Here is a 23,900-nt window from a genome sequence, read left to right on the forward strand (position 1 = left end):
TCTACCGCACGGGTCGCTGTTGCGCCTTTTAACTTGCCCTGCTCCGCCGCCCTTGCGGCGTCCCGACAGAGCAGGAAACCACCATGACCGCCATTCCCAAAGCCAGTGCCGTCGATATCGTGACTCAGCTGGTTACTGGCCCCTCACTGCAGGAAGTCGCTTCAAAAACGCTGCGCGATGCCCTCAAGACGCTGTATCCGAATCTCGACATAGACCCGCGTCTGGCGATGGTCGTGCAACCCACCTGGGCCATTGTGGATGGTCGAGTCGTACCCGACGGGTATCAGGCTGGATCGCTGACCAACGCCCTGGTGCGGCTCGGCCTGTCCGGCACCACGGTGACGTACCTTGATGGCGAGCATTATCTGACCCTGCAACCCGGCATGCCCGCACCCGCGCATCTGCCGGTAAAGATCGATGCCATCGGCCTGTTGCTCAACGAACTGGCGCCACTGCTGTTCATCGCCTACAAGGAGCAGCACGTCGAATACTGGGACGAGTTCACCTACCCCGGGCAACCGCGCTGGCAGCAGTTGTCCGAGGCACTGCGCAACCTGTGGAACGTCGATGCCAGCGTCGGCTGGGACGCTGACGAGATCGCCATGGCCCGGGCGATTTTCAAACAGCCCGACCCGCAACAACGCCTGGCCCCCGCCCCGTACTCGGCAAAGGCATATCTGATTGACCTCGATCGCGGTAGCTCCGACAAGTCATCGCACTTGACCCTGGTCGATGCCGCAGTAGTGATCGGCACAATCGCAGACCGCAAGTTGATTCTCACCCACGCGGTCACCCAGGGCTTTCAGCGTTTCGATTCACTGGAGGAGCTCGGCGAGGCTCTGCTGCGGATATATGGCGCAAGCGCCTCGGGCGAAGATCTCAAGTGGCGGCTGGTCGAACCCCAGGGCAATTTCTTCGACCAGCAGGCGTGCACGCTGATTTCCATGGAAGCGGATGCCTTGGGCGAAATCAGTTTTTTTCAGGATTCCCCTGGTAAACGCGTCTATCCGCATACCGGCACGGCCGGCAAACCGGCTCAACCGACACCGCGCCTCGAAGCGCACTTCGAGCGTTTGCAGCCGATGCTTCCGGACTGGCTGAACGACGCACTGCCCATGGATCAGACGCGTTACAGCCGGCACCTGCTGGATCTGACAACGCTGCAGCACGAGAACAACGGCAAATCCTTTCAAAGCGAAATCACCAGCCTGCAGGCGTTCACTCGTGCAGCGCTGATCAAACAGATTCTCAAGGAGCAGCCCGGCGCCAAAGACGTGAACATCGACAACATCGAAATCACCATCACCAGTCTCGTGGTCTGGGGCACGTTTGTATTGCCGGGAAATACTCAGGCTCAGACATGGACGCTGACCGAGCTTGCCCTGCAAAACCTCGCAGGCCTGCCGTTGGGCAACAAGACTGTGCGGTACAAGGATGGCAGCCCGGTACCCGAGTGGATGAGCGCGACTTTTCTGGAAAAACTGGTCAGCACGGTCGACATCGGCAAGACCTACCCGGCGCATCTCAAGGCCATGCTGCTAGACGACCCCGTGCAAGCGCCGCTGTTGCAAGGGCTCTACACCAGTCAGTTGCGCATTGAGCTGCCATTGCTGGCGTTGCAGCACAAGATCCGGGGTAGAGCCGGCCTCGATGAATCGGGTTATCGATACGTGGTCGCCGCATTCGCCACGACTGGCGCGGAACGCTACGTCGATGGCGAGGAAATCGTCATTCGCCCTTTGGCCTTCGTCGCTCATCGCAGCCGCTCCACCGCAGACACTGTCGACAACATGTATGTCATAGGCCCGCGCGATGCCGACAAAGGACCGTGCGTGCTGTATCGACCGCTGTTCGACAAGACTCTGCTGCAATATCCGGGGCCCGCGAATCTGCTTTTTGCGATCCAGCATTCGCGACATTTGCGTGACTCGGTACTGGCCTGGTTGCCGGACGATGTGCGCTTCAATTACAGCCAGTTCGTCTTCACCGCCAGGCTGCCGTCGGTGTGGACGATCCCGCAACTGATGATCAATCCGACCACTGCGCTGGATATGTCAGGCGCGGTCGCGCTGGGCACTCAGGTGATCGCCAGCGATGTCCTCGCAACCCTGCACGAACGCAACGTCAAGGCGCTTGTCACTCAAGCCGACCGGCAGTCGGTCTCCGATGCCGAAGCACGCTGGGCCTCGCTGAAACAGGGCGGCTGGGTGATGCTCAATGCCGCGCTGCCGTTCCTGGGCCGCAGCGTAGGCACAGCGGCGTGGATCTGGCAGATCATGGATGATCTGCAGGAAATCACCGACGGCGCCAACGAGCAATCGGGGAAGATCGCCTGGACGGCCATCGCCGATATTCTCCTGGCGCTGGGCATGGTGCTCGCCCACCGTGCGGCGGTGGGCGATGCGCCATCGACACCCGTGGCCACGGAGCTCGAAGAGGACCCAGCGACGACCAGACCTGCCGCCAGAATCGTCAAAGCGCTGCGCCAGCCCGATATCACCGGCCCGCAGTTAACCCAATTCCATGGCACATCGATCGACAGCATCACGGCGCTGAAACGATCCCCGACGGCACTCGCCACGCTATTGGACGGGTTCGAGGTCGGCAAGCCCAAAGCCCTTGGCGCAGCCACCCGGGAAGGCGCGTACCGAGACCTCTACGCCCAGGCAGACAAATGGTACGCCCGGGTCGGTGAGCGCTGGTTCGAAGTCGCGCGCAACGTGCATGGCGATGTGCACATCGTCGATACGCGTCAGCCCACCCGACCAGCCGGGCCCAGGCTTGCCTATACCGCCAATGGCCAATGGGTGATAGATCTGCGTTTGCGCCTGCGCGGAGGCGGGCTGGAGGACGGTCGCAAGGTGGCGCAAGGCAAAAAAAACCAAGAGGTGGCCGTATTGTCCGAGCAGATCACCGCGTTCGATTTGACGATGGAGAGCAAAGGCAGCCTTCTCGATACCGAACGCAACAGCCTGCGCGATGCCCCTGCGCAGGCACGCGAACAAGCGCTTGCGCAGTACCTCGCCACGCTCGATTCACAGCACAACGAATATGCCGCGAACATTCAGCTGATCAAGACACTCAACTGCAAGCAATCGATTCCCAACTACCGCACGGTCATGCCGGAGCGGTTGGACATGCAGTTGTTTCTGGGGCAGGAGTGGCTCAGTAATAACGCTTCGGATTACCAGCAACGCGTACTGAGGGTGCAGGCGATACTGGACGACGAACTGCGCGGCGAATCGCAGGCGGTCACCTCTGCGTTCGAACAGTTGAACGATGCCACTCAAACCATTATCGAGAAAATGGAGTCGGCTGAAGCCTGCCTGGATGAACTGACCAGGCTGGGACCTGATGGCCTGGAGATAAAGCAGAAATACAACATCAGCCTGGCGCCCTACCCGCTGGATGATCTGAAGACTCTGCAGATCAGTCTAGGCCATTACACCTGCATCAAGCCCGGCGATTCCACCGCTCATGTCGAGGCGCAACAAGCGCTGGCCAGTCTGTTCGAAGATGCTGCGCTGAACGTTCAGAGTTCGCGGGACCTGAGCGCCGATGAAAGCCTCAGTGATCTGCGCATACGCATCGACGCCCTGAGTCAGGTGAGCGAACAGTTCGCTTCCGTGGACAAGCGTTTCGATGACCTGGCGAGTGAATATTCCGAACACATACACACGGAACGCCTCAGGCAATTGCAGGCGCGCGTGGCCGCATTCAAGGATAGCGCCGACAACCGACTCGCCGACCTGTTGCGCTACCGGCACTTACTGGTGCCGCAAGCCGGTCCGTCGAGACCCTCAACGTCAGCTTCGAATCGGCAGATCATCAAGACACGCAACAAGGGCACCCTGGTCGGCCAGCGGAAAAAAAGCCTCGACGGCAAGAACACCGATCTGGTCGAAGTCGGTACGGCGCTGACCAGAGTGATCGCGACATTCAAGGAGGAATCGCCAGGTATCTGGGTCGAGCAGAGTGCACGGCCTGCACCGTTGCCTAAAGCCAGGCCCAACCTCAACAAGAGCATCAGCGAAGGGCAGGCATTGATCGACGGGCTGGCGGCGTTTCATCGGCGCATCGAGGCGCGTCTCAAACGCGGCTCGCGCATTCCAGTGGAGGTCGAAGAGGAATACCACAACCACGCCACCCTATTGCGCAAAGCCTGTGCGGCGATCGATGAAGCGTTAACGGCGAGTAACCTCACCGCTGCTCTGCATGAACCGTCCGAAGAGCTCAACCACAAGCTCGACGCTGCGGCTACGACACTGGAGCAAAAAGGCACCAGCACGCGAATCCGCCTGGTCAAGCAACAACTGCCAACAGCTGCCGGGGTCGAGTGGCTCAAGGACAAGGGCGAAGTGAACATCTCGAAAACCCTGACCCGACGGCGTCTGAGGCGCCATCAGAACGATTTTCTCGACGAATATCAGATTCGTGATGCGCATACCGACAAGGTCCTCTGCTATGCGCATTTCCATTACAGCAGCGTCGACGCGCCCGTTGGTGCATTTGTGCGTGGACATATGAAAACGCTCGCTCAGCACCGCATGGGGGGCGTCGCCGAAATAACGGGTGTGGATAATCAGAGGCTGATAGAAATCCATCGCAGCGAAATTTCCACTCGCAGCGCCGAAACGCTGTTCTTCAATCTCTCCAAGCCTGCCGCAGACGCGACAGCGCCGCTTTGATCGCAGGCTCTGGTACGGCGGCAAAACCCAGCACCAGGCCGGCGCGCTGATCCATGGGCGTAGTCGAGTCGGGTAACCAGTAGCTGCTCAGGCCGTTGATTTCGACATCGACATCAGCGGCCTGAGCGATCAATTGCTGCTCGCGCGCGATGCTGTCCACGGCGACGGTCAGGTGCAGCCCGGCCGACACGGCCGGCAACTGACCGACACCGGCGACCGTCGGCCAGCCTTCGAGCAGGCAGTTGCGCCGGCTCAGCGCAGCCCGGCGCATGCGACGGATATGTCGCTGGAAATGCCCGGCAGCCATGAATTCGGCCATCACCGCTTGGGTGCTGACCTCCGAATGCCGCACATCGACGGCGCGGCGTTGCGCAAACGCGTCGACCAGCGCTGGCGGCAGCACCAGATAACCAAGGCGCAACGCCGGAAAAGCGACCTTGCCGAAGGTGCCGACGTAGAGCACACGCCCCTGACGATCAAGTGCGGCCAACGGCGCCAGCGGTGCGCCGGTGTAGCGGTACTCGCCGTCGTAATCATCCTCGACGATCCAGCCGCCGACACGCTCGGCCCAGGCGAGCAATTCCAGACGCCGGGCCAGACTCATCACCACTCCGGTCGGGTACTGATGAGACGGCGTGACATAAGCCACCCGACAATCGCTGAGCCGGGCCATGGCGCTGCAATCGATACCGTCGCTATCTACCGCCACCCCATGCAATTTCGCCCCCGCCACAGCGAAGGCATGCCCGGCGGCGCGATAGCCCGGATTCTCGATCGCCACACCGTCCCCCGGCTCGACCAGTAACTGTGCACAAAGGCTGATGCCCTGCTGTGCGCCACTGGTGATCACAATTTGCTCAGCCGTGCACTGCATGCCGCGCGAGCTGCGCAAATACGCAGCAATCATGCCGCGCAGCCGCGCGTCACCGGCCGGGTCGCCGTAACACAGCTGCTGTAGATCCGGTTTACGCCAGAAAGCCGCGTTCAGCTTGGCCCAGACCTCGAACGGGAACAGATCAAATGCAGGCACACCCACCCGAAAAGCGCGCGGCGGACCGCTCGGTGGTCGAGGTAAATGGTGCTTTTCAATGCGAGAAAAGCCACCACTGTGGATAACTTTGCTGGATGAATTCACAGGTAAATCCAGCCAATTTGTGGATAAGGCTGTGGGTAAGCCTGTTGACAAGCCTGTGGATGAATTTGTGGATAGTTTTTTCTTCGACGTGGCTGTCTGAGCCAATTGCGCCACGTAAGTACCGTCGCCGACGCGCCCTTCGATAAAGCCCTCGGCATACAACTGATCGTAGGCGCGCACCACGCTGTTACGGGAAATGCCCAGCGCCGAGGCCAGGTCACGGCTGGCCGGCAATCGCGTGCCACTGGCCAGACGTCCATCAAGCACCCGCAGGCGCAAAGACTGATAGAGCTGGCGACTCAGGCCTTGACGGCGATCAAGCTCGATACCGGCCGGGTTGAAGGGCATCGACAAGGGTGGCAGATCGGGCATGGCGAATGGACCTATGAAATGGCTCGGCAATGGCTCTTACAACGGACCAATAGCCTGCCTAGGATGCAGGCATTCGCCAAGGAAAATCTGTCCATGTACACGCCACGCGCCTTTGCCATCGAAGACTTGTCCCAACTGCACGAACTGATTCTTGCCACGCGCCTGGCCATTCTGGTCAGCCACGGCGAAAGCGGCCTGCAAGCCAGCCACGTGCCGGTGCTGCTGCATCGCGAACAGGGCGAATACGGCACGCTCTACGGCCATCTGGCCAAAGCCAATCCGCAGTGGAAGGACCTGCGTGACGGTGCCGAGGCGATGCTGATCTTCGCCGGCCCGGACGCCTACGTCAGCCCAAGCTTGTATCCGAGCAAAGCCGAGCACGGCAAAGTCGTGCCGACCTGGAACTACATCGCCGTGCACGCCTACGGTCATGCCGAGACTTTCAGCGATGGCGGGCGCCTGCTCGATATTGTCAGCACTCTGACCGACCGTCATGAAGCGGGCCGCGCGCAGCCGTGGTCGGTGGACGATGCGCCAGCCGAATACATCGACGGCATGCTCAAGGCCATCGTCGGGTTTGCCATTCCCATTGACCGCCTCGAAGGCAAACGCAAGCTCAGCCAGAACCGCAGCGCTGAAGACATTGCCGGCGTGCGCGAAGGCCTCGCCGCCAGCCCCGACGCCAACGATCAAACCCTTGCCAGCCTGATGCGCTAAGGATCTACCCATGACCCAGATCGACATTCGCCCGGTCAGCTCCAATGACCACGCCGCTTGGCTGCCGCTGTGGCAGGCGTACCTGCGCTTCTACAACACCGAACTGCCGGACGCCGTCACCCAGAGCACCTGGCAGCGCTTTCTCGACCCGAATGAACCGACCCACGCCGCCCTCGCGTGGGCCGATGGCAAAGCATTGGGCATGGTGCATTACATCTATCATCGCTCGAACTGGAGCATCGAAAATTCCTGCTATTTGCAGGATCTGCTGGTGGTGCCGGAAGCCCGTGGCACCGGTGTCGGTCGGCTGTTGATCGAGCATGTCTACGCTACCGCCAAGGCCGATGGTTGCTGCAAAGTCCACTGGCTGACCCATGAAACCAACGCCACGGCGATCCAGCTCTACGAGCGCATTGCCGAACGTCCGGGCTTCATCCAGTTTCGTAAAGCCCTTTAAGGAGACGCGCACATGACTGCTTCACTCGCTGACTGGAAAGGCGTCCCCGCCCCCTCCGCCACCCTGCTCGAGGGCCGTTTCATTCGTCTGGAAAAACTCGACCCGGCGCGTCATGGCGATGAGCTTTACGCCGCCCTCGAAGGGCCGGGTGCCGATCCGAAGCTTTGGGATTACTTGCCTTACGGTCCGTTTCCCGAGCGCAGCGCGTTCAACGACTGGCTGAACAATCATGCAGCCAACAGCGACCCGTATTTCTTCAGCATCATCGACCGTGCGACTGGTCAGGTGCAAGGCATCCTCAGCCTGATGTCGATCGTCCCGGCGCAGGGCCGCATCGAAATCGGCCACGTCACTTTCGGTGCGCCAATGCAGCGCTCGCCGAAAAGCACCGAGGCGGTGTACCTGCTGGCCAAATATTCGTTCGAGCTGGGTTACCGACGCCTGGAATGGAAGTGCAACAACGGCAACGCCCGCTCCAAATACGCGGCCGAGCGTCTGGGCTTCAGCTTCGAAGGCGTGTTTCGCCAGCACATGGTGGTCAAGGGGCAGAACCGCGATACCGCGTGGTATTCGATTCTGGATGCGGAATGGCCAGCGATTGGTGCTGGGTTCGAGCGCTGGCTGAGCGATGAAAACCAGACGCCTGCTGGCCAACTCAAAGGTCTGGCCGAATGCCGTAGCTGAACTTCACGGATACCCTTGTGGGAGCGAGCCCGCTCGCGAAGGCGGTGTGTCAGTCACCGCAGATGTTGACTGACTGACCGCTTTCGCGAGCAGGCTCGCTCCCACAATGGGCGGGGTCTTTCTTAACAACGCAGTTCTTGCGCCAGCACCGCAATGTGCTCCGGGCCGATCCCGCAGCAGCCACCCAGATGACTGGCGCCGCGCTGTTGCCAGTCCAGCGCCCAGTGCAGATACCCCGGCGGATCGAGATCGTCACGCAACGGGTCGAGGCCGTCGTTGGCCGTGGCTTCTTTCGGTTGCGGAGGAAACGCGTTGGCATACGCGCCGATATTGATCATGACGCCGAGACGCTCAAAGGTGGCGCGCGCCGCGTCGATTGCTGCGCCAATCACTTCAGGCTGACTGCAGTTGAACAGCAGGGTTTCGACGCCGAGTTCAGCCGCCACCGCAGCCGCTTCGGCCACTGGCTCGCCAGAGCGCAGGCGCGGCACTTCATCGGTGTCTTCATCCTTGAGCGTGAATGACAGCCAGAACGGTTTACCGTCCTTCGGCAGCCCGGCGTGGATAGCGCGGGCCTCGACGATCGAGCTTTGCGTTTCTGCCAGCCACAGGTCCACATGTGGCGCCAGACCGTTAACCAAAGGCGTCAACAGTTCGGTCACGCGACCAGCCTCGAACAGATCCGGACGGTACGAACCAAACAGCGGCGGCAACGAACCGGCAACACGCACTGGCTTGCCGGATGTCTGCACCGCCCGCCGCGCCAACTCCCCCGCCAGTGCCGCAAGCGCCTGGCCTTCAGCCGCAAAGCGCGCCTCGCCAATGTGAAATGGCACCACCGCGTAACTGTTGCTGGTGATCACGTCGGCGCCGCTGTTGATGTAAGCGGCATGCACCGCCTCGACCGCCTGCGGCGCTTCGCTCAGCGCCAGTGCCGACCACTCGGGCTGGCGAAATGGCGCCCCGGCGCGTTGCAGTTCACGGCCCATGCCGCCATCGAGAATGACCGTACTTGCTGCGCCCATATGCTTTTCACTCATATGCTTATGAAAATAACTCACTATCAGAGTCGTTCTTATAACTATTTAATACGCACCACTCGGTTAATAACAACCTCTTTTTTCAACAGGAAGCGACTGTGAAACTCCAACCGCTATTGGCCCTGGGCCTGACCATTCTGGCCTCCACCCAAGCCTTCGGCGGCGCGACGCTGGACCGTGTCGAACAGAAAAAAGAACTGGTCGGCGTGCTCATGGAAAGCTATCCACCCTTCTCGTTTCTCAATGAGCAGAATCAACTCGACGGTTTCGATGTCGACGTTGCCAAAGCGGTGGCGGACAAGCTTGGCGTCAAACTGCGTCTCGAAACGCCGTCCTGGGACGTGATCGCCGCCGGTCGCTGGAGCGGGCGCTACGACATCTGCATCTGCTCGATGACCCCGAGCAAGGCCCGCGCAGAAGTGTTCGACTTCCCGGTCGAGTACTACGCCTCGCCAGCGGTAATCGTGGTCAATGCCAAGGACGATCGCATCCACAGCGCCAAGGATCTGAGCGGCAAAAAGGTCGGCCTGACCAGCGCCTCCAGCTACGAAAGTTATCTGAACAAAAATCTGGTGATCGAAGGCGCCGAGGATACGCAGTTGCAGTATCCGTTCGAGGATGTGCAGATCGCCCCGTACGACACCGACAACGTCGCCTTCCAGGATCTGGGCCTGGGCGCCGGCGTGCGCCTGGATGCAATCCTTACCAATCTGGTCACCGCACAGCCGCGCCTGAATCAGGATCAGCGCTTCAAATTGGCCGGCGAACCGCTGTACTCGGAACCGAACTCGGTGGCCATCGAAAAGGGTGACCCGCAATGGGACGCCAAGGTACGCGAGGTGTTCGCACAACTGAAACAGGACGGCACCCTGAGCAAGCTGTCGCAGAAATGGATCGGCGCCGATATCAGCCAATGACTTCTTTTCCGACCCCGCCCCAGCCACCGCAACCGGTGGCTGAAACCCGCCTGCAAAAGCTTTTCGGGTTCCGTACGCGCCTGTACCTGACGTGGGCGGCGCTGTTCTGCCTGTTCGCCGGATTCTTCCTGAGCTTCGACCTGAAGTTCGCGATCATCCTCGACAAACTGCCCAACCTCGTTGGCCTGAAGCTGGCGCCAAACGGCTTCCTGCAAGGCGCAGCGCTGACGCTGTTTCTGTGCGCCTGCTCGATCATCGCCTCGTCGCTGCTCGGTTTCATCACCGCGCTGGCGCGCCTGTCGAGCAGCGCCGTGGCGTTTGGCATCGCCAGTTTCTACACCTCGTTCTTTCGCGGTACGCCATTGCTCATCCAGATCCTGCTGATCTACCTCGGCCTGCCGCAACTGGGCATCGTCCCCGGCGCCATCGTCGCCGGCATCATTGCCCTGTCGCTGAACTATGGCGCCTACCTGAGCGAAATCTTCCGCGCCGGCATCCTCGGCGTCGATCACGGCCAACGCGAAGCATCCCTGGCGCTGGGCCTGCGCGAAAGCGTGATCTTCTGGCGCATCACCCTGCCCCAGGCCATGCGCACGATTATCCCGCCGACCACCAACCAGTTCATCTCGATGCTCAAGGACTCGTCGCTGATCTCGGTAATGGGCGTCTGGGAAGTGATGTTTCTCGCCCAGTCCTACGGGCGCTCAAGCTATCGCTACATCGAAATGCTCACCACGGCGGCGATCATCTACTGGCTGATGTCGATCGGGCTGGAGCTGATTCAGGCACGGATGGAGCGGCATTACGGCAAGGCGTATGTGCGCCGTAGTTGAGGTGCATTCAAATGGTGTCCCGGCGAATCCGCACTACGCCCATTTTCATGCCGAATGGGCGGAACACCGCGTTCAGCGACTTCAGGGTCTGATTGCCTTCGCCATGTTCGATATGCACCAGCGTGCGCACTGAAATCTTGCACATCTTCGCGAACTGGGTCTGATGCAGACCGGTGACTTCGACCCGTAAACGGCGCACGGCGTCACCGATTTCCAGAGTGCCTTCGGCCAGTGATTGCTGAATGCTTTCGATGAGCGCCGTGCGCTCGAGGACGGTCAGACTCATTGCAGGTCCCACTCTTTCAAACGTTGCTCGAGGTTTTTCAGATGAACGCTCGGGTGATTCATGGTTCTGGCGGGCAAACCGCTGGCCGCAAGAATATCCGGCAGTGCGGCCAGACGGCGGGCATCCGCGCGCAGGCCTTCGAACAGCGCCGAGGCATCCAGCCCCGTCAAAGATTCGTGCGGATCTGCGCTATCTGCCAATATGCGGCAGACACCTCGCCAATCGACATCTCCCGCCCGCTCCAACTCTTTTGGCCACTTGGTCGTACGAGTCACGCCTTCGTCATCCATGACCATCGGGGCGAGGTCATAGATCGGCGCGAGTTGGAAAGCATTCTCTTGCCGGATGATCGCCGTGTTACGACCGTGGTTATCGGAGTTTCCGAGGATTTTATTGATCAGGTCGCGACGCAGATAATCGGCGACGAGGCCGGGAATCTGGCTGGCCTGACCCGCTTTGCTCCAGAGCCCGGCGAGCATGCGGATCACTTCCAGATGATTCATGGCGCTGCCTGGCGTCGTCACTTCAGCCAGCGAATAAATCGATTCGACGGCGAAACGCGACACCGCCCCATCTTTCACTTGTCGATCAAAACGCCGCATCCACAAACTCGGTTTGTTCGCCTCTTCCAAGGCCAGGCCTTCTGCAGCGACCGTTTCGATGCCCAATGTCTGCAGCGCTTTGTAGTAATGGAATTCGCTGCGCAGGATGTCCTGGTCGGTCTGCCCGCCCCTGTTTCTGGCGAATTTCACGAACCAGTGCTGTCGCACTTCTTCATCGTCCAATACCGCATCGGGATACAGAAGCCCGGCGCTGTTCTCTGCCAGTAAGAGCTTCGGAGCTTCCCCACCTGCCCCCGTCGCGCCACCGATGGCCGCGCCCAGCTCGTAGGCATATTCAAGAAAGCGGTTGTCGCGGCTAATGACCTCCTCGCGCTTGAATCCGATCGGCTTCCTGTCATCGACTGCTTCCGCCGATTCCTTTATTCGCATGTTGCCAATGGGTGCCGGTGTACTGCGACCCAGCAGAAAGAGATCGGCGCTGATCTCGGCGGCTCTTTCCTGACCCAGGCGGGCGAGTAGAAACCGCTTGGCTGCGCCTGCCGGTGCGATGTCGTGGACAAAGGCCGGCGTCTTCGCGCGCCGACCTTCCCAATCCAGCGGATACAGGGCACTCACGGCTTGGGAAAAAGGCGACCCGATCAACTCGATGTTTTCCACCAGATAGTCCGCTTCATAGCCAAAACTGCAGCGGCTTTCGAAGCCTTTTTCCGGATCATCGAAGTCAAGAATCATCGCGTCGTGCCATTGCCCGGCGGTGAAGATCTGGAGTGTCAGGTTATACATGTTGATTCCATTTGCATTTTAATGCAGTTCAACGAGGAAAAACTTTCAATACATGCAATATAGTGCATACGAGCACTTTTACGCGCTTAAATATCTGCAACAAAATGCAGATTAGCACTCCCATGTGGCCGTCTGAACGCAAATTAATGCAGTTAAGCGTCTGACGTGCCGCTGGTTAAGGTTCTTCAACGGGAGAAAGCCGTAGGAAAAAGAACAGCCACCACTGCGCAAAATCTCTGATTTGTGAACACCAGTGAGGATTTTCTACACAACGATCCGATGTCGCCTGCGTGGATGTGGGAAGCGGCCGACATCGGTTTTTTTCAGGCAGCAATAGAGTTGGATTTTCTCGATACGGAAATCGAACCTGATGCCCACTCAACACCTATTCGCACCAAAACACCTGGCTCTGGCTATTTCACTGGCGCTGGGTGGCGTAGCGCTGGCTAACGCCGAGCAATCCACTGAAGCAATCGAGCAGCCCCCAAGCATGGAAACGACGGAGCAGCCCGAAGCCAACCCCAAGCAACAGGCTTTGGAACGGCTCCAGGGTTTTCTCAACGATGCGAGCACAGTGCCGATTACCTTTACGACACCGGAAACCGTGTTCAAAGGGACTGACGTCAACGACTTGATCACCCTTGCAGACGGGGCAAGCTTCACTGGCCGGCTGGATGGCGGTAAGGGCGATAACGTGTTGTTCCTGAATGCTGCGGATGGCGGCACGTTGAACGACACGCGCAACTTCAATGGGTTATTCGTCGCCCAAGGCGACTGGACGCTGAGCTCCAAGGGTGATTTTCATGAAGGCGTTCTGGTCAACAGCGGTGGAGCACTGACCAACCTTGGCAGCATCAAGGGTGATGTGTATGTCCAGAATGGTGGCAGTTTCGCCGGTAAAGGCACGGTGGGAAATCTTGAGGTAGGTGGGCTGCTCACCGTCAATGCAGCGCTTGGCGCACCTCGAGTGAAGGGTAATTTGCACTTGGCGCCTAGTGCCGAATTGGCTTACGAGGTCACTCCCGCTGGTTCTCAGACGATCAAGGTCGATGGCACAGCTCAGCTTGACGGCGCCACCCTGAAAGTCGTCGCGGCGGGTGAATATCCGCAGAGCAGCCAATACAAAATCATCGAAGCCCGTGAGGTGAAAGGCGAGTTTGGCCGGATCGAGAACGATCTGGCGTATATGACGGCCACGGCTCAATACAACAAGAAATCGGTTGGACTGACTTACGCTCGCAATGGTGAACCGCTTGAAAGCCTCGCTCCTACAGAAAATGCAGGCGCACTTGCAGGAAGTATTATCGAGCCAGAGCAGCCGACTTCTCCCGCTGTACCGATCGCGACAACGCCCGCTCCAGCTTCAATGACAGCGGGGATCGCAACTCCAGCCCCCGCCCTGACCTCAGTTGCGACCTTGATTGAAGACTCCGCATCGGTGGAATCATCGATACCCGATGAAATCGTAACTGCACAAACCACCGCACAGCCCGCGTCGGAGCCTGCAAAGCCCATTAACACCGCCGTCGCCGCACTGCTGACCAGCGATAAAACCACCGCGCCAATCGCCCTCGATCAACTTGCCGCAGGCAGCAATGCCAATCTCGCCAAAGCCACGCTGAGCAGTGTCACACCCGTCAGTGCGAGCATGCTCTCGGCGATGCGCCAACTGGACAACCGTTCCGGCTCTACTGACGGCTCGCGCAGTTCATCGCGTCAGGCCGCAGGCAACGAAGACTCCGGACGGGTGTGGGTTCAGGCGCTGGGCCACGGCGGCAAGGTTGACCGCGACGCTGACGGCATCCTCCAACATGCCACGCAAGGACTGGTCGTGGGCGCTGACTGGCGACTCGATGAGCACTGGCATGTCGGCCTGCTTGGCGGCAAATCGCAGACGAAACTCGATGCCCGCCAGTACGACGGCGACCTCGACAGCTGGCACCTCGGTGCCTATGCCGTGCGTCAGGACGGCCCGCTGTCGCTGCGTCTCGGCGCGACCTACGCCAGCCATGACGGCAGCAGCACACGGCGGGTAGCGTTCAAGGGTTTCAGCGATCGTCTCAAGGGCAATTACAACGCCAATACTCAGCAAGCATTTGCCGAGGCCGGGTTCAATCTGGGCCGGGATCGCTTAACCCTCGAGCCCTACGCCAACCTCGGCTATCAGCGCTATCAGCGCGACAGCTACAACGAAAAGGGCGGCGACGCGGCGTTGAAAGTCTACGGCCAGACCCGCGACAACTTCAGCAGCACCTTCGGTCTGCGTGTTGCGCAGGTCAATACGCTGGATAACGGCATGCATTTGACCCCGCGATTGAGCGCAGGCTGGAAACATATCTACGGTGACATCGACAGTGACACCCGCCAGCAACTGCGCAAGGGCGGCAAGCGCTTCGAAGTGACCGGCGCGGCACTCGATCGGAACGCTCTGGCGGTGGATGCGGGGCTCGATCTTGGTCTTTCGGCGGCGCACACACTGGGCGTGGGCTTGACGGGTGAGCTGGGTAATGACAGCCGAACGTATGGCGTGGCGGGTCAATGGCGCATGGCGTTCTGATGGATTAAGCACGCCTCCTGTGGGAGCGAGCCTGCTCGCGAAAGCGGTGAATCATACAAAGATGCTATTGGCTGACCTGGCGCATTCGCGAGCAGGCTCGCTCCCACATTGGCTCTTCAAGGGAGCTGGGTAACGGCGGAAATCACAGGCAAAAAAAAAGGGGAGCACATGCCCCCCCGAGGTTTAAAGCATTGGATCGCGACTGTTATCTCAGCCTTCGATCTCGATGAGGATTTCGCCCGGGTTGACCCGGTCGCCCTTGGCCACGTGAATCGCGGTGACCTTGCCGGCAATGGCAGCCTGGACTTCGGTTTCCATCTTCATCGCTTCGGTAATCAATACCGCCTGGCCCGCCTTGACGGTGTCGCCCTCCTTGACCAGCACATCGACGATGTTGCCCGGCATGGTGGTGCTGACATGGCCCGGTGCCGAGGCCTGTTTGCGTTTGCTGCTGCCACCACCGACAAATTCGTTGAGCGGTTCGAACACCACTTCTTCCGGCATGCCGTCGATGGACAGATAGAAGTGGCGCTTGCCCTCGGCCTTGACGCCGACACCAGTGATGTCGACGCGGTAGGTTTCGCCGTGCACATCGATGACAAACTCGGTCGGCACACCTTCGCCGCTCGCCGAGGCAACGGCGCCCGCTTCCGGGATCGGCAAAAGCACTTCCGGCGTAAGAGTGCCGGCGGCGCGTTCTTCAAGGAACTTGCGGCCGATGTCCGGGAACATGGCGAAGGTCAGTACGTCTTCTTCGGATTTGGCCAGTGCGCCGATATCGGCACGCAGCTTGGTCATTTCCGGTTTGAGCAGATCGGCCGGGCGCACGTCGATGACGTCTTCGCTGCCGATCGCCTGACGCCGCAGCTTTTCATTGACCACGCCCGGTGCCTTGCCGTAGCCGCCCTGCAGATACAGCTTCACTTCGTTGGTGATGGTCTTGTAGCGCTCGCCGGCCAGTACGTTGAAAAACGCCTGGGTGCCGACGATTTGCGAGGTTGGGGTCACCAGCGGCGGGAAGCCGAGGTCTTCACGTACGCGCGGGATTTCTGCGAGCACTTCGCCCATGCGATTCAGAGCGCCCTGCTCTTTCAATTGGTTGGCGAGGTTGGAGATCATCCCGCCCGGCACTTGGTTGACCTGCACACGGGTATCGACGGCGGTGAATTCGCTTTCGAACTGGTGGTACTTCTTGCGTACGGCATAGAAGTACAGGCCGATTTCCTGGAGCAGCTCCAGATTCAGGCCGGTGTCGTACTCGGTGCCCTTGAGCGCGGCGACCATTGATTCGGTGCCCGGGTGGCTGGTGCCCGAGGCGAAGCTGGAGATTGCGGTATCGATGTGATCGGCGCCGTTTTCGATCGCCTTGAGCTGGCACATGGCGGCCAGGCCGGCGGTGTCGTGGGAGTGGATGAACACCGGCAACGACTGCTCGGCTTTCAGAGCACGCACCAGTTCACCAGTGGCATACGGGGTCAGCAGACCGGCCATGTCCTTGATCGCTACCGAGTCGCAGCCCATGGATTCCATTTGCTTGGCCTGGGTGACGAAAGCGTCGATGGTGTGCACCGGGCTGGTGGTGTAGGCGATGGTGCCTTGCGCATGTTTGCCGGCAGCTTTCACTGCTTCAATGGCAACGCGCAGGTTACGCACATCGTTCATCGCATCGAAGATGCGGAACACGTCGATGCCGTTCACCGCTGCTTTGGCGACGAAAGCTTTGACCACGTCATCGCTGTAGTGGCGATAGCCGAGCAGATTCTGCCCGCGCAGGAGCATTTGCAGGCGGGTATTGGGCAGCGCCGCACGCAGTTGGCGCAGGCGCTCCCATGGGTCTTCCTTGAGAAAGCGTACGCAGGCGTCGAACGTCGCGCCGCCCCAGCATTCCAGCGACCAGTAGCCGACCTTGTCGAGCTTGTCGCAGATCGGCAGCATATCTTCGGTGCGCATGCGGGTGGCGAGCAGCGATTGGTGAGCGTCGCGCAGGATGGTGTCTGTTACGAAGATTTTCTTGCTCATTCTTGTATTCCTCACAGGCCTGCGTGGGCGGCGATGGCGGCGGCGATGGCCAGGGCCAGCTCTTCGGGTTTGCGCTTGATCGAGTAGTTGGTCAGTTCCGGGTGGCTTTCAACGAAGCTGGTGTTGAACTGGCCGCTACGGAATTCCGGGTTGCGCAGGATTTCCTGGTAGTACGCGGCGGTGGTCTTCACGCCCTGCAGACGCATGTCGTCCAGCGCCCGCAGACCACGGTCCATCGCCTCTTCCCAGGTCAGCGCCCAGACCACCAGTTTCAGGCACATCGAGTCGTAGAACGGCGGAATGGTGTAGCCGGTGTAGATTGCCGTGTCGGTGCGCACGCCCGGGCCGCCGGGGGCGTAGTAACGGGTGATCTTGCCGAAACTCGGCAGGAAGTTGTTCTTCGGGTCTTCGGCGTTGATACGGAACTGCAACGCAAAGCCACGGTGCTGAATGTCTTCCTGCTTCACCGATAGCGGCAGGCCGGAAGCGATGCGAATCTGTTCGCGGACGATGTCGATGCCGGTGATTTCTTCGGTGATGGTGTGTTCCACCTGCACCCGCGTGTTCATTTCCATGAAGTACACCTCGCCCTCGGCGAGCAGGAACTCCACGGTGCCGGCGTTCTCGTAGCCCACAGCCTTGGCTGCACGTACCGACAGGTCGCCGATGTAGGCGCGCTGTTCCGGGGTCAGCTGCGGGCTCGGCGCGATCTCGATCAGCTTCTGGTTGCGGCGCTGGATCGAGCAGTCACGCTCGAACAGGTGCACGACATTGCCGAAGCTGTCGCCAAGGATCTGCGCTTCAATGTGCTTGGGATTGACGATGCATTTTTCCAGGAACACTTCCGCCGAACCGAACGCCTTGGTGGCTTCGGAGATGACCCGGGGGAAGTTCTGTTCGAGTTCTTCGCGGCTGTTGCAGCGACGGATACCGCGACCGCCACCACCGGAGGTGGCCTTGAGCATTACCGGGTAACCGATGCGGTCGCCTTCGACCAAGGCTTCTTCGATGCCGGAGACGTTGCCCTCGGTACCGGGCGTCACCGGTACGCCGGCCTTGATCATGCTGCGCCGCGCTTCGGTCTTGTCGCCCATGCGCCGGATGACTTCCGCCGACGGGCCGATGAATTTGATACCGCGCTCAGCGCAGATTTCCGCCAGCTCGGCGTTTTCCGAAAGGAAGCCGTAGCCGGGGTGCAGCGCATCGCAGCCGGTTTCCACCGCCAGGTTCACCAGCTTGCGCGGGTTCAGATAGCCGGCCAGTGGCTCGGCACCCACGCTGTGGGCCTCGTCCGCACGCTTCACATGCAAGGCATGGCGATCGGCGTCGGAGAAAATCGCAACCGAGCGAATGCCCATTTCGGCGCAGGCTCGTACGATGCGTACGGCAATCTCACCACGGTTGGCGATCAGGATCTTTTTTATCACTTGGAGGTTCCCTTGAGCCGGTGGCACCACGACCTGCTAGACCCAGGTCGACGCGTGACCAAATGTTTCAATTCAGTCGCAGGTCCACACTAGCGCTGCTGAGGGATTAACAAAAATGAATAAAAATTGGGTCAGGCATAAGCAAACACTTATAGTTGAAGCAACTGACCGCTGACCGAGCCTGAAAAATATGCGTAAGTCATTGATGCGTATGACATTGCGTCAATTGCAGATCTTCAATGAGGTGTGTGATTTACGCTCGTACAGCCGCGCCGCCGAGGAAATGTCCCTCACACAACCGGCCGTGAGCCTACAGATTCGTCAGCTGGAAGAGCTGATTGGCCAGCCGCTGTTCGACTATGTCGGCAAAAAACTCTACATGACCGAGGCGGCGGAAGCGCTTCAGCGCGCCAGCCGCGACATTTTCGGGCGCCTGGAAAACCTCGACATGCAACTGTCGGACATGCAGGGTTCACTGCAGGGTCAGCTGAAACTGGCGGTGGAATCGAGCGCCAAATATTTCGTGCCGCATCTGTTTGCTGCATTCAAGCGCCAGCATCCGGAAGTCAATTTGCAGCTGACCGTGGTCAACCGTGGCCAGGTCATCCGCCGCCTCTCGGACAACCGTGATGATCTGGTGATCATGTCGATGGTGCCGCAGGACATGGGCCTGGAATTCCTGCCGTTCCTCAACAATCCGATTGTCGCCGTGGCGCGCCCGGATCACCCGCTGGCGCACATGGGCCCGTTGCGCTTGCAGGATCTGGAGCCGTATACGCTGCTGATCCGCGAGCCGGGCTCGGGCACGCGTCTGGCCTGCGAGGAATACTTCAAGGAAAAGCGCGTGCACTTCACTCAGACCCAGGAGGTGGCGTCCGCCGAAGCTCAGCGTGAATGCGTGCTGGCGGGTCTGGGCCTGGCGCTGTTGACGCGCCACGCCCTGAACCTGGAGCTGGCGACCGGCGGCCTGGTCGAGCTGCCGGTCGAGGAGTTGCCGCTGATGCGCAGCTGGTGTCTGGTGCAAGCCAAAGCCAAACGGCTGTCACCGGTGGCGCACGCCTTCCTGGCGTTCATCCGCAGCGAGCGGGCGCAGATTATTGCGCTGGTTGAGCGTTTCGACGGGAAGCGGCGGGCGCTGCCTGCCAATGCGTGATCTCGGGAAAATCGCCGATCTCGGCCTGAAGCTGGCGAAGTTCGAAGCGATCCTCGATTGCGCGGCGAAATTCCATGCGGCGCTGATCTTCCTGCTGACGACGGGTTTTCGCGGCGCTGTTGCGTTCTTCGTAGGGCTGAGCCATTTCGAGTCTCCCAGGGCGAGTACGGGAGTTTCACGATAGGCGTGGGGGATGACGATTTGGCTGCGCGGGGATGACAATGTGATGAAATGTGCGCAGGAATGTGATTTTTTGGAGGACGCTTTCGCGAGCAGGCTCGCTCCCACATTTGATCCCGTTATGACCCAGAATTTATGTTCTCAGAAGCCCCCCTGTGGGAGCGAGCCTGCTCGCGAACAAGGTCGGAACGACCTTGCTCAATCGTCCAGCGCTTTCACGGCCTTGGGCGACAAGCGCAGACTGCGCAGACTGCGCTTCACGCTCTTGAGATGATTGACCAGGCTCGGCCCGCGCGCCATGGCCACGCCCATCGCCAGCACGTCGATCACCACCAGATGGGCGATTCGCGAGGTAAGCGGCGTGTAGATTTCGGTGTCTTCATGCACATCGATCGCCAGATTGACGGTCGACAGTTCGGCCAACGGCGTCTGGCTCGGGCACAGGGTGATCAGCGATGCCCCGCTCTCGCGAACGAGGTTAGCGGTGATCAGCAAATCCTTGGAGCGCCCTGACTGGGAAATACAGATCGCCACATCGGTCGGCTTCAGCGTCACAGCCGACATCGCCTGCATGTGCGGATCGGAATACGCCGCCGCGGTCAGCAGCAAACGGAAAAACTTGTGCTGTGCATCCGCGGCCACCGCTCCGGAAGCACCGAAGCCATAGAACTCGACACGCTGCGCTTGGGACATCAGCGTCACCGCGCGCTGCAACTCCACCGGGTCGAGCTTCTCGCGCACTTCCATCAGGGTGTGCAGCGTGGTGTCGAAAATCTTCAGGCTGTAGTCGGCGACGGAGTCATCTTCATGGATCGCGAACTGACCGAAGCTGGCGCCGGCGGCCAGGCTCTGAGCCAGTTTAAGTTTGAGATCCTGAAAGCCGGAACAACCGATGGCGCGGCAGAAGCGCACGATGGTCGGCTCGCTGATGCCGACGCTGTGAGCCAGGTCGGCCATGGAGCTGTGCATCACTGCCGCAGGGTCAAGCAGCACGTGGTCGGCGACCTTGAGCTCCGACTTGCGTAACAGGTGACGTGACTGGGCGATGTGTTGCAGCAGATTCAAGGGGCTGGACTCTTCTTGTGGGCAAGGATGTAGCAAGCTTGTAGTTATACTACATGAATGGGCATTTTGCCTGCTCAATGCGTAACTCGATGTCCCGGCATCAGGCGCGCTGAGGTGCATGTAGCCCTTACTGCGGATTTGCCTGATCACGCAGAAGCCCGGCCAGACGGGCAGCGTCCACCGGCCGGCTGATCAGATAACCTTGCACTTCGTCGCAGCGTTCGGCGCGCAGAAATGCCAGCTGATCCTCACGCTCGACACCCTCGGCGACGACTTTGAGGGCCAGTCCGTGGGCCATGGCGATGATCGCGCGAGTGATCGCCGCGTCCGCACTGCCCTCGCTCAAGCCGCGAATGAACGCCTGATCGATCTTCACGTAATCCACCGGAATGCGCTTGAGGTAACTCAACGACGAATACCCGGTACCGAAATCATCGATCGCCAGTTTCACCCCCAGATCGCGCAGTTGCTGGAATGTGGCAATGATGTGTTCGACGCTGTCGAGCAAATGACTTTCGGTCAGCTCCAGCTCGAGGTAGTGCGGCGCCAGCCCGGTTTCTTCCAGCACTTGCCGGACCAGACTGACCAGTTTGCCCTGACGCAGCTGATGCACCGACAGGTTCACCGACACGCGGATCGGCGCCAGGCCCTGGCGCTGCCATTCGCAGGCTTGCCAGCACGCCTGACGCAAAACGAATTCGCCGATCGGCCCGATCAGACCGGTCTCTTCGGCCAGGCCAATGAAATCTGCCGGCGGCACCTGGCCCATGCTCGGATGATCCCAGCGCACCAGCGCTTCAGCGGCATTCATCCGACCGGTTTGCAGGCACAGTTTGGGTTGGTAGAACACTGTCAGTTGCTGTTCTTCAATGGCTCGGCGCAAGTGGTTTTCCAGCTGCAAGCGTTCGAGTGTGCTGGCTTGCAGGCTGTCGGTGAAGAACTGGAAATTGTTGCCGCCCAGATGTTTGGCATGCTGCATGGCCATGTTCGACTGGCTGACCAGCGCGGAAATCTCCCGCGCATTGTCCGGCAACAGGCTGATGCCCATTGAAGCGCTCACCACCAGTTCATGCCCGTCGACGCTCAGCGGCAAACGCAGCTTGGCCGACAACCGTGTCGCTACCCGTGCCAGGCTCGACAGATTGCCGTAGGCATCGAACAGCACGGCAAATTCGTCACCGGACAAGCGCGCAATGGTGTCGGCCTCAGGCAAGGCATTGACCAGCCGCCGCGCCATTTTTTGCAGCAGCTGATCGGCGACTTCATGGCCGAGGCTGTCATTGAGCAATTTGAAGCGATCCAGATTGATGTGCAGCAATGCGAGACTGCGGCGCCCGCCCTGCCGCACCCGCTGATGGGCTTCGTGCAGGCGTTCGCGGAACAGTGAACGGTTGGCCAGGCCGGTGAGCTCGTCGTAATGGGTCAGATAACGCAGGCGTTCTTCCGACGCACGCCGTGCCGAGAGGTCGGCGAAGAAGCCGACAATATGGCTGACATTGCCCCGGCTGTCGCGCACCGCGTTGAGCTGCAACCACTGCGGGTACAACTCGCCGTTCTTGCGGGTTTCCACCAACTCACCCTGCCAACTGCCGTGCTGCTCCAGTGCATGCCGGATCGCCACATAGTGGCGATGGGCATCGCGGCTGCAGGGCAACTCGACGACGTTGCGCCCGAGCATGTCGTCGATCTCGTAACCGGTGACCCGGCTGAACGCCTGGTTGATCGCAATCAGCGCGTAGTTCGGGTCGAGAATCACGATGCCTTCGCTGGCCGCTTCGAACACCGTGGCCGCCAGCCGCTGCTGCTCTTCAAGGCTTTTGCTGGCGCTGATATCGCGGCGAGTGCCGACCATGCGGATCACCCGGCCGCTGGCGCTGCGCTCTACGGCGCGGCCACGGTCCTCGATCCACACCCAGTGGCCGTCGCCGTGGCGCAGGCGATACTCAACCTGATAATCCTCGGTGCGCCCCTTCAAATGCTCGACCAGGGCGAACTTGAGTGACGGCACGTCTTCGGGGTGCAGTCGTGGCTTGAGGTCGCGCAGCAGCGCGGTGACGTACTCCGGGGCGAGGCCAAACAGTTCCTGAATCTGTGTGTGATGGACTTCGTCGGTCTGCAGGTTCCAGTCCCACAATCCGAGCTCACTGGCCTTGAGCGCAAGCGCCAGGCGCGCTTCGCTTTTGCTCAGGGCCTGATTGGCGGCATCCAGTTCGCGGCTGCGCTGGGCCACGCGATCTTCCAGATCGACCTGCGCTTCACGCAATTGCGCCTCGGCACAGCGGCGCTGTTCGATCTCTTTGCCAAGCTCATGATTGAGTTGTTCGCTGCGCGTCTGCGCTTGCTGCAAATGCTCGATCAGGTGCTGATTCTGGAAACGCCGCAGCAATCCACGGTCGATCAGCCGATTGACCTGCCATGCCACCACACTCAGCGAACCGAGCAGGATCAGACCCAGCCAGCCCCAGCCCCGCGCCTGATCGTCGCCGCCCCAGAACAGGTAGCCGATCGCTGGCAGCAGGCACGGCAAGGTAAACGAGAGGAACGCCGGCAGGCTCACCGCGTAGGCGACGCTGGCGGACAGCGTTGCCGCGCCGATCAGGCCGAACACCCAGGCTTGCTGCATGAAGTTGTCAGCGGGTACCAGAGCGATGCCGGCTCCCGCCAGCGTCAGGCCGGTCATGGTCGAACCGAGCAGGAACATGCGGAACCAGATCGGCTGGGCCTGACGATCGGGAATCGCCGAATCGAACGCGGCCACCTGAATCACCCGCAGCGCGACCAGCGACAGCAGCCACACCAGCCAGACGCTGACCACGAAGTAGCGCTGCGGGCTCCAGAGCAAAGCGGCGCAGACCAGACCATTGATCAACATGAACAGCGTGGGCAACAACGAGCCCTGATACAGCAGACGCGTGCGCTCCACCGCCATTTCGACGGCATAGTGCTTGCGGATCACCCGGGGGTCCACGGAGGGCCCCGACAGTTCGGCGCTGAGGATCATGGGCAACGTTCTTGTTCTTATAG

Annotated in this window: 17 protein-coding genes; 8 read left to right on the top strand and 9 right to left on the bottom strand. The window is 60.3% G+C overall.

The genetic code is table 11. The features are described from left to right. The first annotated feature begins 83 nt into the window (after positions 1 to 83). Positions 84 to 4,688 carry a dermonecrotic toxin domain-containing protein gene (locus tag ACZ9BE_RS24190; RefSeq protein ID WP_476250015.1) on the top strand — a complete coding sequence of 1,535 codons (4,605 nt, stop codon included), beginning with the start codon at positions 84 to 86 and terminating at the stop codon, positions 4,686 to 4,688. Here the strand turns inward: ACZ9BE_RS24190 and pdxR are convergent. Continuing rightward, positions 4,645 to 6,195: a MocR-like pyridoxine biosynthesis transcription factor PdxR gene (gene pdxR / locus ACZ9BE_RS24195; protein ID WP_252887029.1), complete on the bottom strand. Its 1,551-nt coding sequence runs from the start codon at positions 6,193 to 6,195 to the stop codon at positions 4,645 to 4,647. The two genes, ACZ9BE_RS24190 and pdxR, sit on opposite strands and share 44 nt — an antisense overlap. Positions 6,196 to 6,288: 93 nt before the next feature. Here pdxR and ACZ9BE_RS24200 point away from each other — a divergent pair, with 93 nt between their 5' ends. Genes ACZ9BE_RS24200 through ACZ9BE_RS24210 form a run of 3 tightly spaced genes read left to right on the top strand, consistent with a single transcriptional unit; the run spans position 6,289 to position 8,053 of the window. Next, entirely contained in the window at positions 6,289 to 6,912 is a 624-nt protein-coding gene (locus tag ACZ9BE_RS24200) for an FMN-binding negative transcriptional regulator (RefSeq protein ID WP_252887030.1), read from the top strand. Positions 6,913 to 6,922: 10 nt separating this feature from the next. After that, complete coding sequence (locus tag ACZ9BE_RS24205) at positions 6,923 to 7,369, top strand: N-acetyltransferase family protein (protein ID WP_476250016.1); 447 nt, start codon at positions 6,923 to 6,925, stop codon at positions 7,367 to 7,369. A gap of 12 nt (positions 7,370 to 7,381) precedes the next feature. Next, positions 7,382 to 8,053 (top strand): GNAT family N-acetyltransferase, encoded by a 672-nt coding sequence (locus ACZ9BE_RS24210; protein WP_056790955.1) that lies wholly within the window; start codon positions 7,382 to 7,384, stop codon positions 8,051 to 8,053. Between the two features lie 122 nt (positions 8,054 to 8,175). On the opposite strand, the gene ACZ9BE_RS24215 is transcribed toward ACZ9BE_RS24210, so the two are convergent. Beyond that, complete coding sequence (locus ACZ9BE_RS24215; RefSeq protein ID WP_122698745.1) at positions 8,176 to 9,078, bottom strand: homocysteine S-methyltransferase family protein; 903 nt, start codon at positions 9,076 to 9,078, stop codon at positions 8,176 to 8,178. A gap of 113 nt (positions 9,079 to 9,191) precedes the next feature. Here ACZ9BE_RS24215 and ACZ9BE_RS24220 point away from each other — a divergent pair, with 113 nt between their 5' ends. Then, positions 9,192 to 10,010, top strand: coding sequence for an ABC transporter substrate-binding protein (locus ACZ9BE_RS24220; RefSeq protein WP_016772458.1), 819 nt, complete (start codon positions 9,192 to 9,194; stop codon positions 10,008 to 10,010). Further along, positions 10,007 to 10,843 carry an amino acid ABC transporter permease gene (locus tag ACZ9BE_RS24225; RefSeq protein ID WP_122698746.1) on the top strand — a complete coding sequence of 279 codons (837 nt, stop codon included), beginning with the start codon at positions 10,007 to 10,009 and terminating at the stop codon, positions 10,841 to 10,843. The genes ACZ9BE_RS24220 and ACZ9BE_RS24225 overlap by 4 nt, the downstream gene beginning before the upstream one ends. 7 nt (positions 10,844 to 10,850) lie before the next feature. Here ACZ9BE_RS24225 and ACZ9BE_RS24230 read toward each other — a convergent pair whose 3' ends face one another. Together ACZ9BE_RS24230 and ACZ9BE_RS24235 are read right to left on the bottom strand one after the other, a co-directional pair. Next, on the bottom strand, positions 10,851 to 11,129 hold the full coding sequence (locus ACZ9BE_RS24230; RefSeq protein ID WP_041476582.1) for a helix-turn-helix domain-containing protein: 279 nt from the start codon (positions 11,127 to 11,129) through the stop codon (positions 10,851 to 10,853). Continuing rightward, positions 11,126 to 12,475, bottom strand: coding sequence for a HipA domain-containing protein (locus ACZ9BE_RS24235; protein WP_476250017.1), 1,350 nt, complete (start codon positions 12,473 to 12,475; stop codon positions 11,126 to 11,128). The genes ACZ9BE_RS24230 and ACZ9BE_RS24235 overlap by 4 nt, the downstream gene beginning before the upstream one ends. Before the next feature lie 370 nt (positions 12,476 to 12,845). Here ACZ9BE_RS24235 and ACZ9BE_RS24240 point away from each other — a divergent pair, with 370 nt between their 5' ends. Next, positions 12,846 to 15,032 carry an autotransporter family protein gene (locus ACZ9BE_RS24240; RefSeq protein WP_476250018.1) on the top strand — a complete coding sequence of 729 codons (2,187 nt, stop codon included), beginning with the start codon at positions 12,846 to 12,848 and terminating at the stop codon, positions 15,030 to 15,032. Between the two features lie 210 nt (positions 15,033 to 15,242). Here the strand turns inward: ACZ9BE_RS24240 and oadA are convergent, their stop codons facing one another. Both oadA and ACZ9BE_RS24250 read right to left on the bottom strand, forming a co-directional pair. Then, a complete protein-coding gene (gene oadA / locus ACZ9BE_RS24245; RefSeq protein ID WP_083353857.1) occupies positions 15,243 to 17,051 on the bottom strand; it encodes a sodium-extruding oxaloacetate decarboxylase subunit alpha in 1,809 nt (602 codons plus the stop codon). A gap of 11 nt (positions 17,052 to 17,062) precedes the next feature. Continuing rightward, on the bottom strand, positions 17,063 to 18,478 hold the full coding sequence (locus ACZ9BE_RS24250; protein WP_024014853.1) for an acetyl-CoA carboxylase biotin carboxylase subunit: 1,416 nt from the start codon (positions 18,476 to 18,478) through the stop codon (positions 17,063 to 17,065). A 190-nt stretch (positions 18,479 to 18,668) separates the two neighbouring features. Here ACZ9BE_RS24250 and ACZ9BE_RS24255 point away from each other — a divergent pair, with 190 nt between their 5' ends. Beyond that, positions 18,669 to 19,631: a LysR family transcriptional regulator gene (locus tag ACZ9BE_RS24255; RefSeq protein ID WP_476250019.1), complete on the top strand. Its 963-nt coding sequence runs from the start codon at positions 18,669 to 18,671 to the stop codon at positions 19,629 to 19,631. Here the strand turns inward: ACZ9BE_RS24255 and ACZ9BE_RS24260 are convergent. The 3 genes from ACZ9BE_RS24260 to ACZ9BE_RS24270 form a co-directional block, all read right to left on the bottom strand. Continuing rightward, positions 19,573 to 19,776 (bottom strand): PA3496 family putative envelope integrity protein, encoded by a 204-nt coding sequence (locus ACZ9BE_RS24260; protein ID WP_080902479.1) that lies wholly within the window; start codon positions 19,774 to 19,776, stop codon positions 19,573 to 19,575. The genes ACZ9BE_RS24255 and ACZ9BE_RS24260 overlap by 59 nt on opposite strands. Before the next feature lie 233 nt (positions 19,777 to 20,009). Beyond that, positions 20,010 to 20,876 (bottom strand): transcriptional regulator HexR, encoded by an 867-nt coding sequence (hexR, locus tag ACZ9BE_RS24265; protein ID WP_007962240.1) that lies wholly within the window; start codon positions 20,874 to 20,876, stop codon positions 20,010 to 20,012. 127 nt (positions 20,877 to 21,003) lie between these two features. Beyond that, the gene (locus ACZ9BE_RS24270; protein ID WP_056790975.1) at positions 21,004 to 23,877 is read right to left on the bottom strand and encodes a GGDEF domain-containing phosphodiesterase; all 2,874 of its coding nucleotides are present in this window, start codon (positions 23,875 to 23,877) and stop codon (positions 21,004 to 21,006) included. Positions 23,878 to 23,900 lie beyond the last annotated feature (23 nt).

This window comes from Pseudomonas sp. TE9122, from assembly GCF_056278925.1.

Bases quoted from the DNA above. Each gene is read 5' to 3' on its own strand.
- ACZ9BE_RS24190 (WP_476250015.1), top strand. From the start codon at position 84: ATGACCGCCATTCCCAAAGCCAGTGCCGTCGATATCGTGACTCAGCTG.
- pdxR (WP_252887029.1), bottom strand. From the start codon at position 6,195: ATGCCCGATCTGCCACCCTTGTCGATGCCCTTCAACCCGGCCGGTATC.
- ACZ9BE_RS24200 (WP_252887030.1), top strand. From the start codon at position 6,289: ATGTACACGCCACGCGCCTTTGCCATCGAAGACTTGTCCCAACTGCAC.
- ACZ9BE_RS24205 (WP_476250016.1), top strand. From the start codon at position 6,923: ATGACCCAGATCGACATTCGCCCGGTCAGCTCCAATGACCACGCCGCT.
- ACZ9BE_RS24210 (WP_056790955.1), top strand. From the start codon at position 7,382: ATGACTGCTTCACTCGCTGACTGGAAAGGCGTCCCCGCCCCCTCCGCC.
- ACZ9BE_RS24215 (WP_122698745.1), bottom strand. From the start codon at position 9,078: ATGGGCGCAGCAAGTACGGTCATTCTCGATGGCGGCATGGGCCGTGAA.
- ACZ9BE_RS24225 (WP_122698746.1), top strand. From the start codon at position 10,007: ATGACTTCTTTTCCGACCCCGCCCCAGCCACCGCAACCGGTGGCTGAA.
- ACZ9BE_RS24230 (WP_041476582.1), bottom strand. From the start codon at position 11,129: ATGAGTCTGACCGTCCTCGAGCGCACGGCGCTCATCGAAAGCATTCAG.
- ACZ9BE_RS24235 (WP_476250017.1), bottom strand. From the start codon at position 12,475: ATGTATAACCTGACACTCCAGATCTTCACCGCCGGGCAATGGCACGAC.
- ACZ9BE_RS24240 (WP_476250018.1), top strand. From the start codon at position 12,846: ATGCCCACTCAACACCTATTCGCACCAAAACACCTGGCTCTGGCTATT.
- oadA (WP_083353857.1), bottom strand. From the start codon at position 17,051: ATGAGCAAGAAAATCTTCGTAACAGACACCATCCTGCGCGACGCTCAC.
- ACZ9BE_RS24255 (WP_476250019.1), top strand. From the start codon at position 18,669: ATGCGTAAGTCATTGATGCGTATGACATTGCGTCAATTGCAGATCTTC.
- ACZ9BE_RS24260 (WP_080902479.1), bottom strand. From the start codon at position 19,776: ATGGCTCAGCCCTACGAAGAACGCAACAGCGCCGCGAAAACCCGTCGT.
- ACZ9BE_RS24270 (WP_056790975.1), bottom strand. From the start codon at position 23,877: ATGATCCTCAGCGCCGAACTGTCGGGGCCCTCCGTGGACCCCCGGGTG.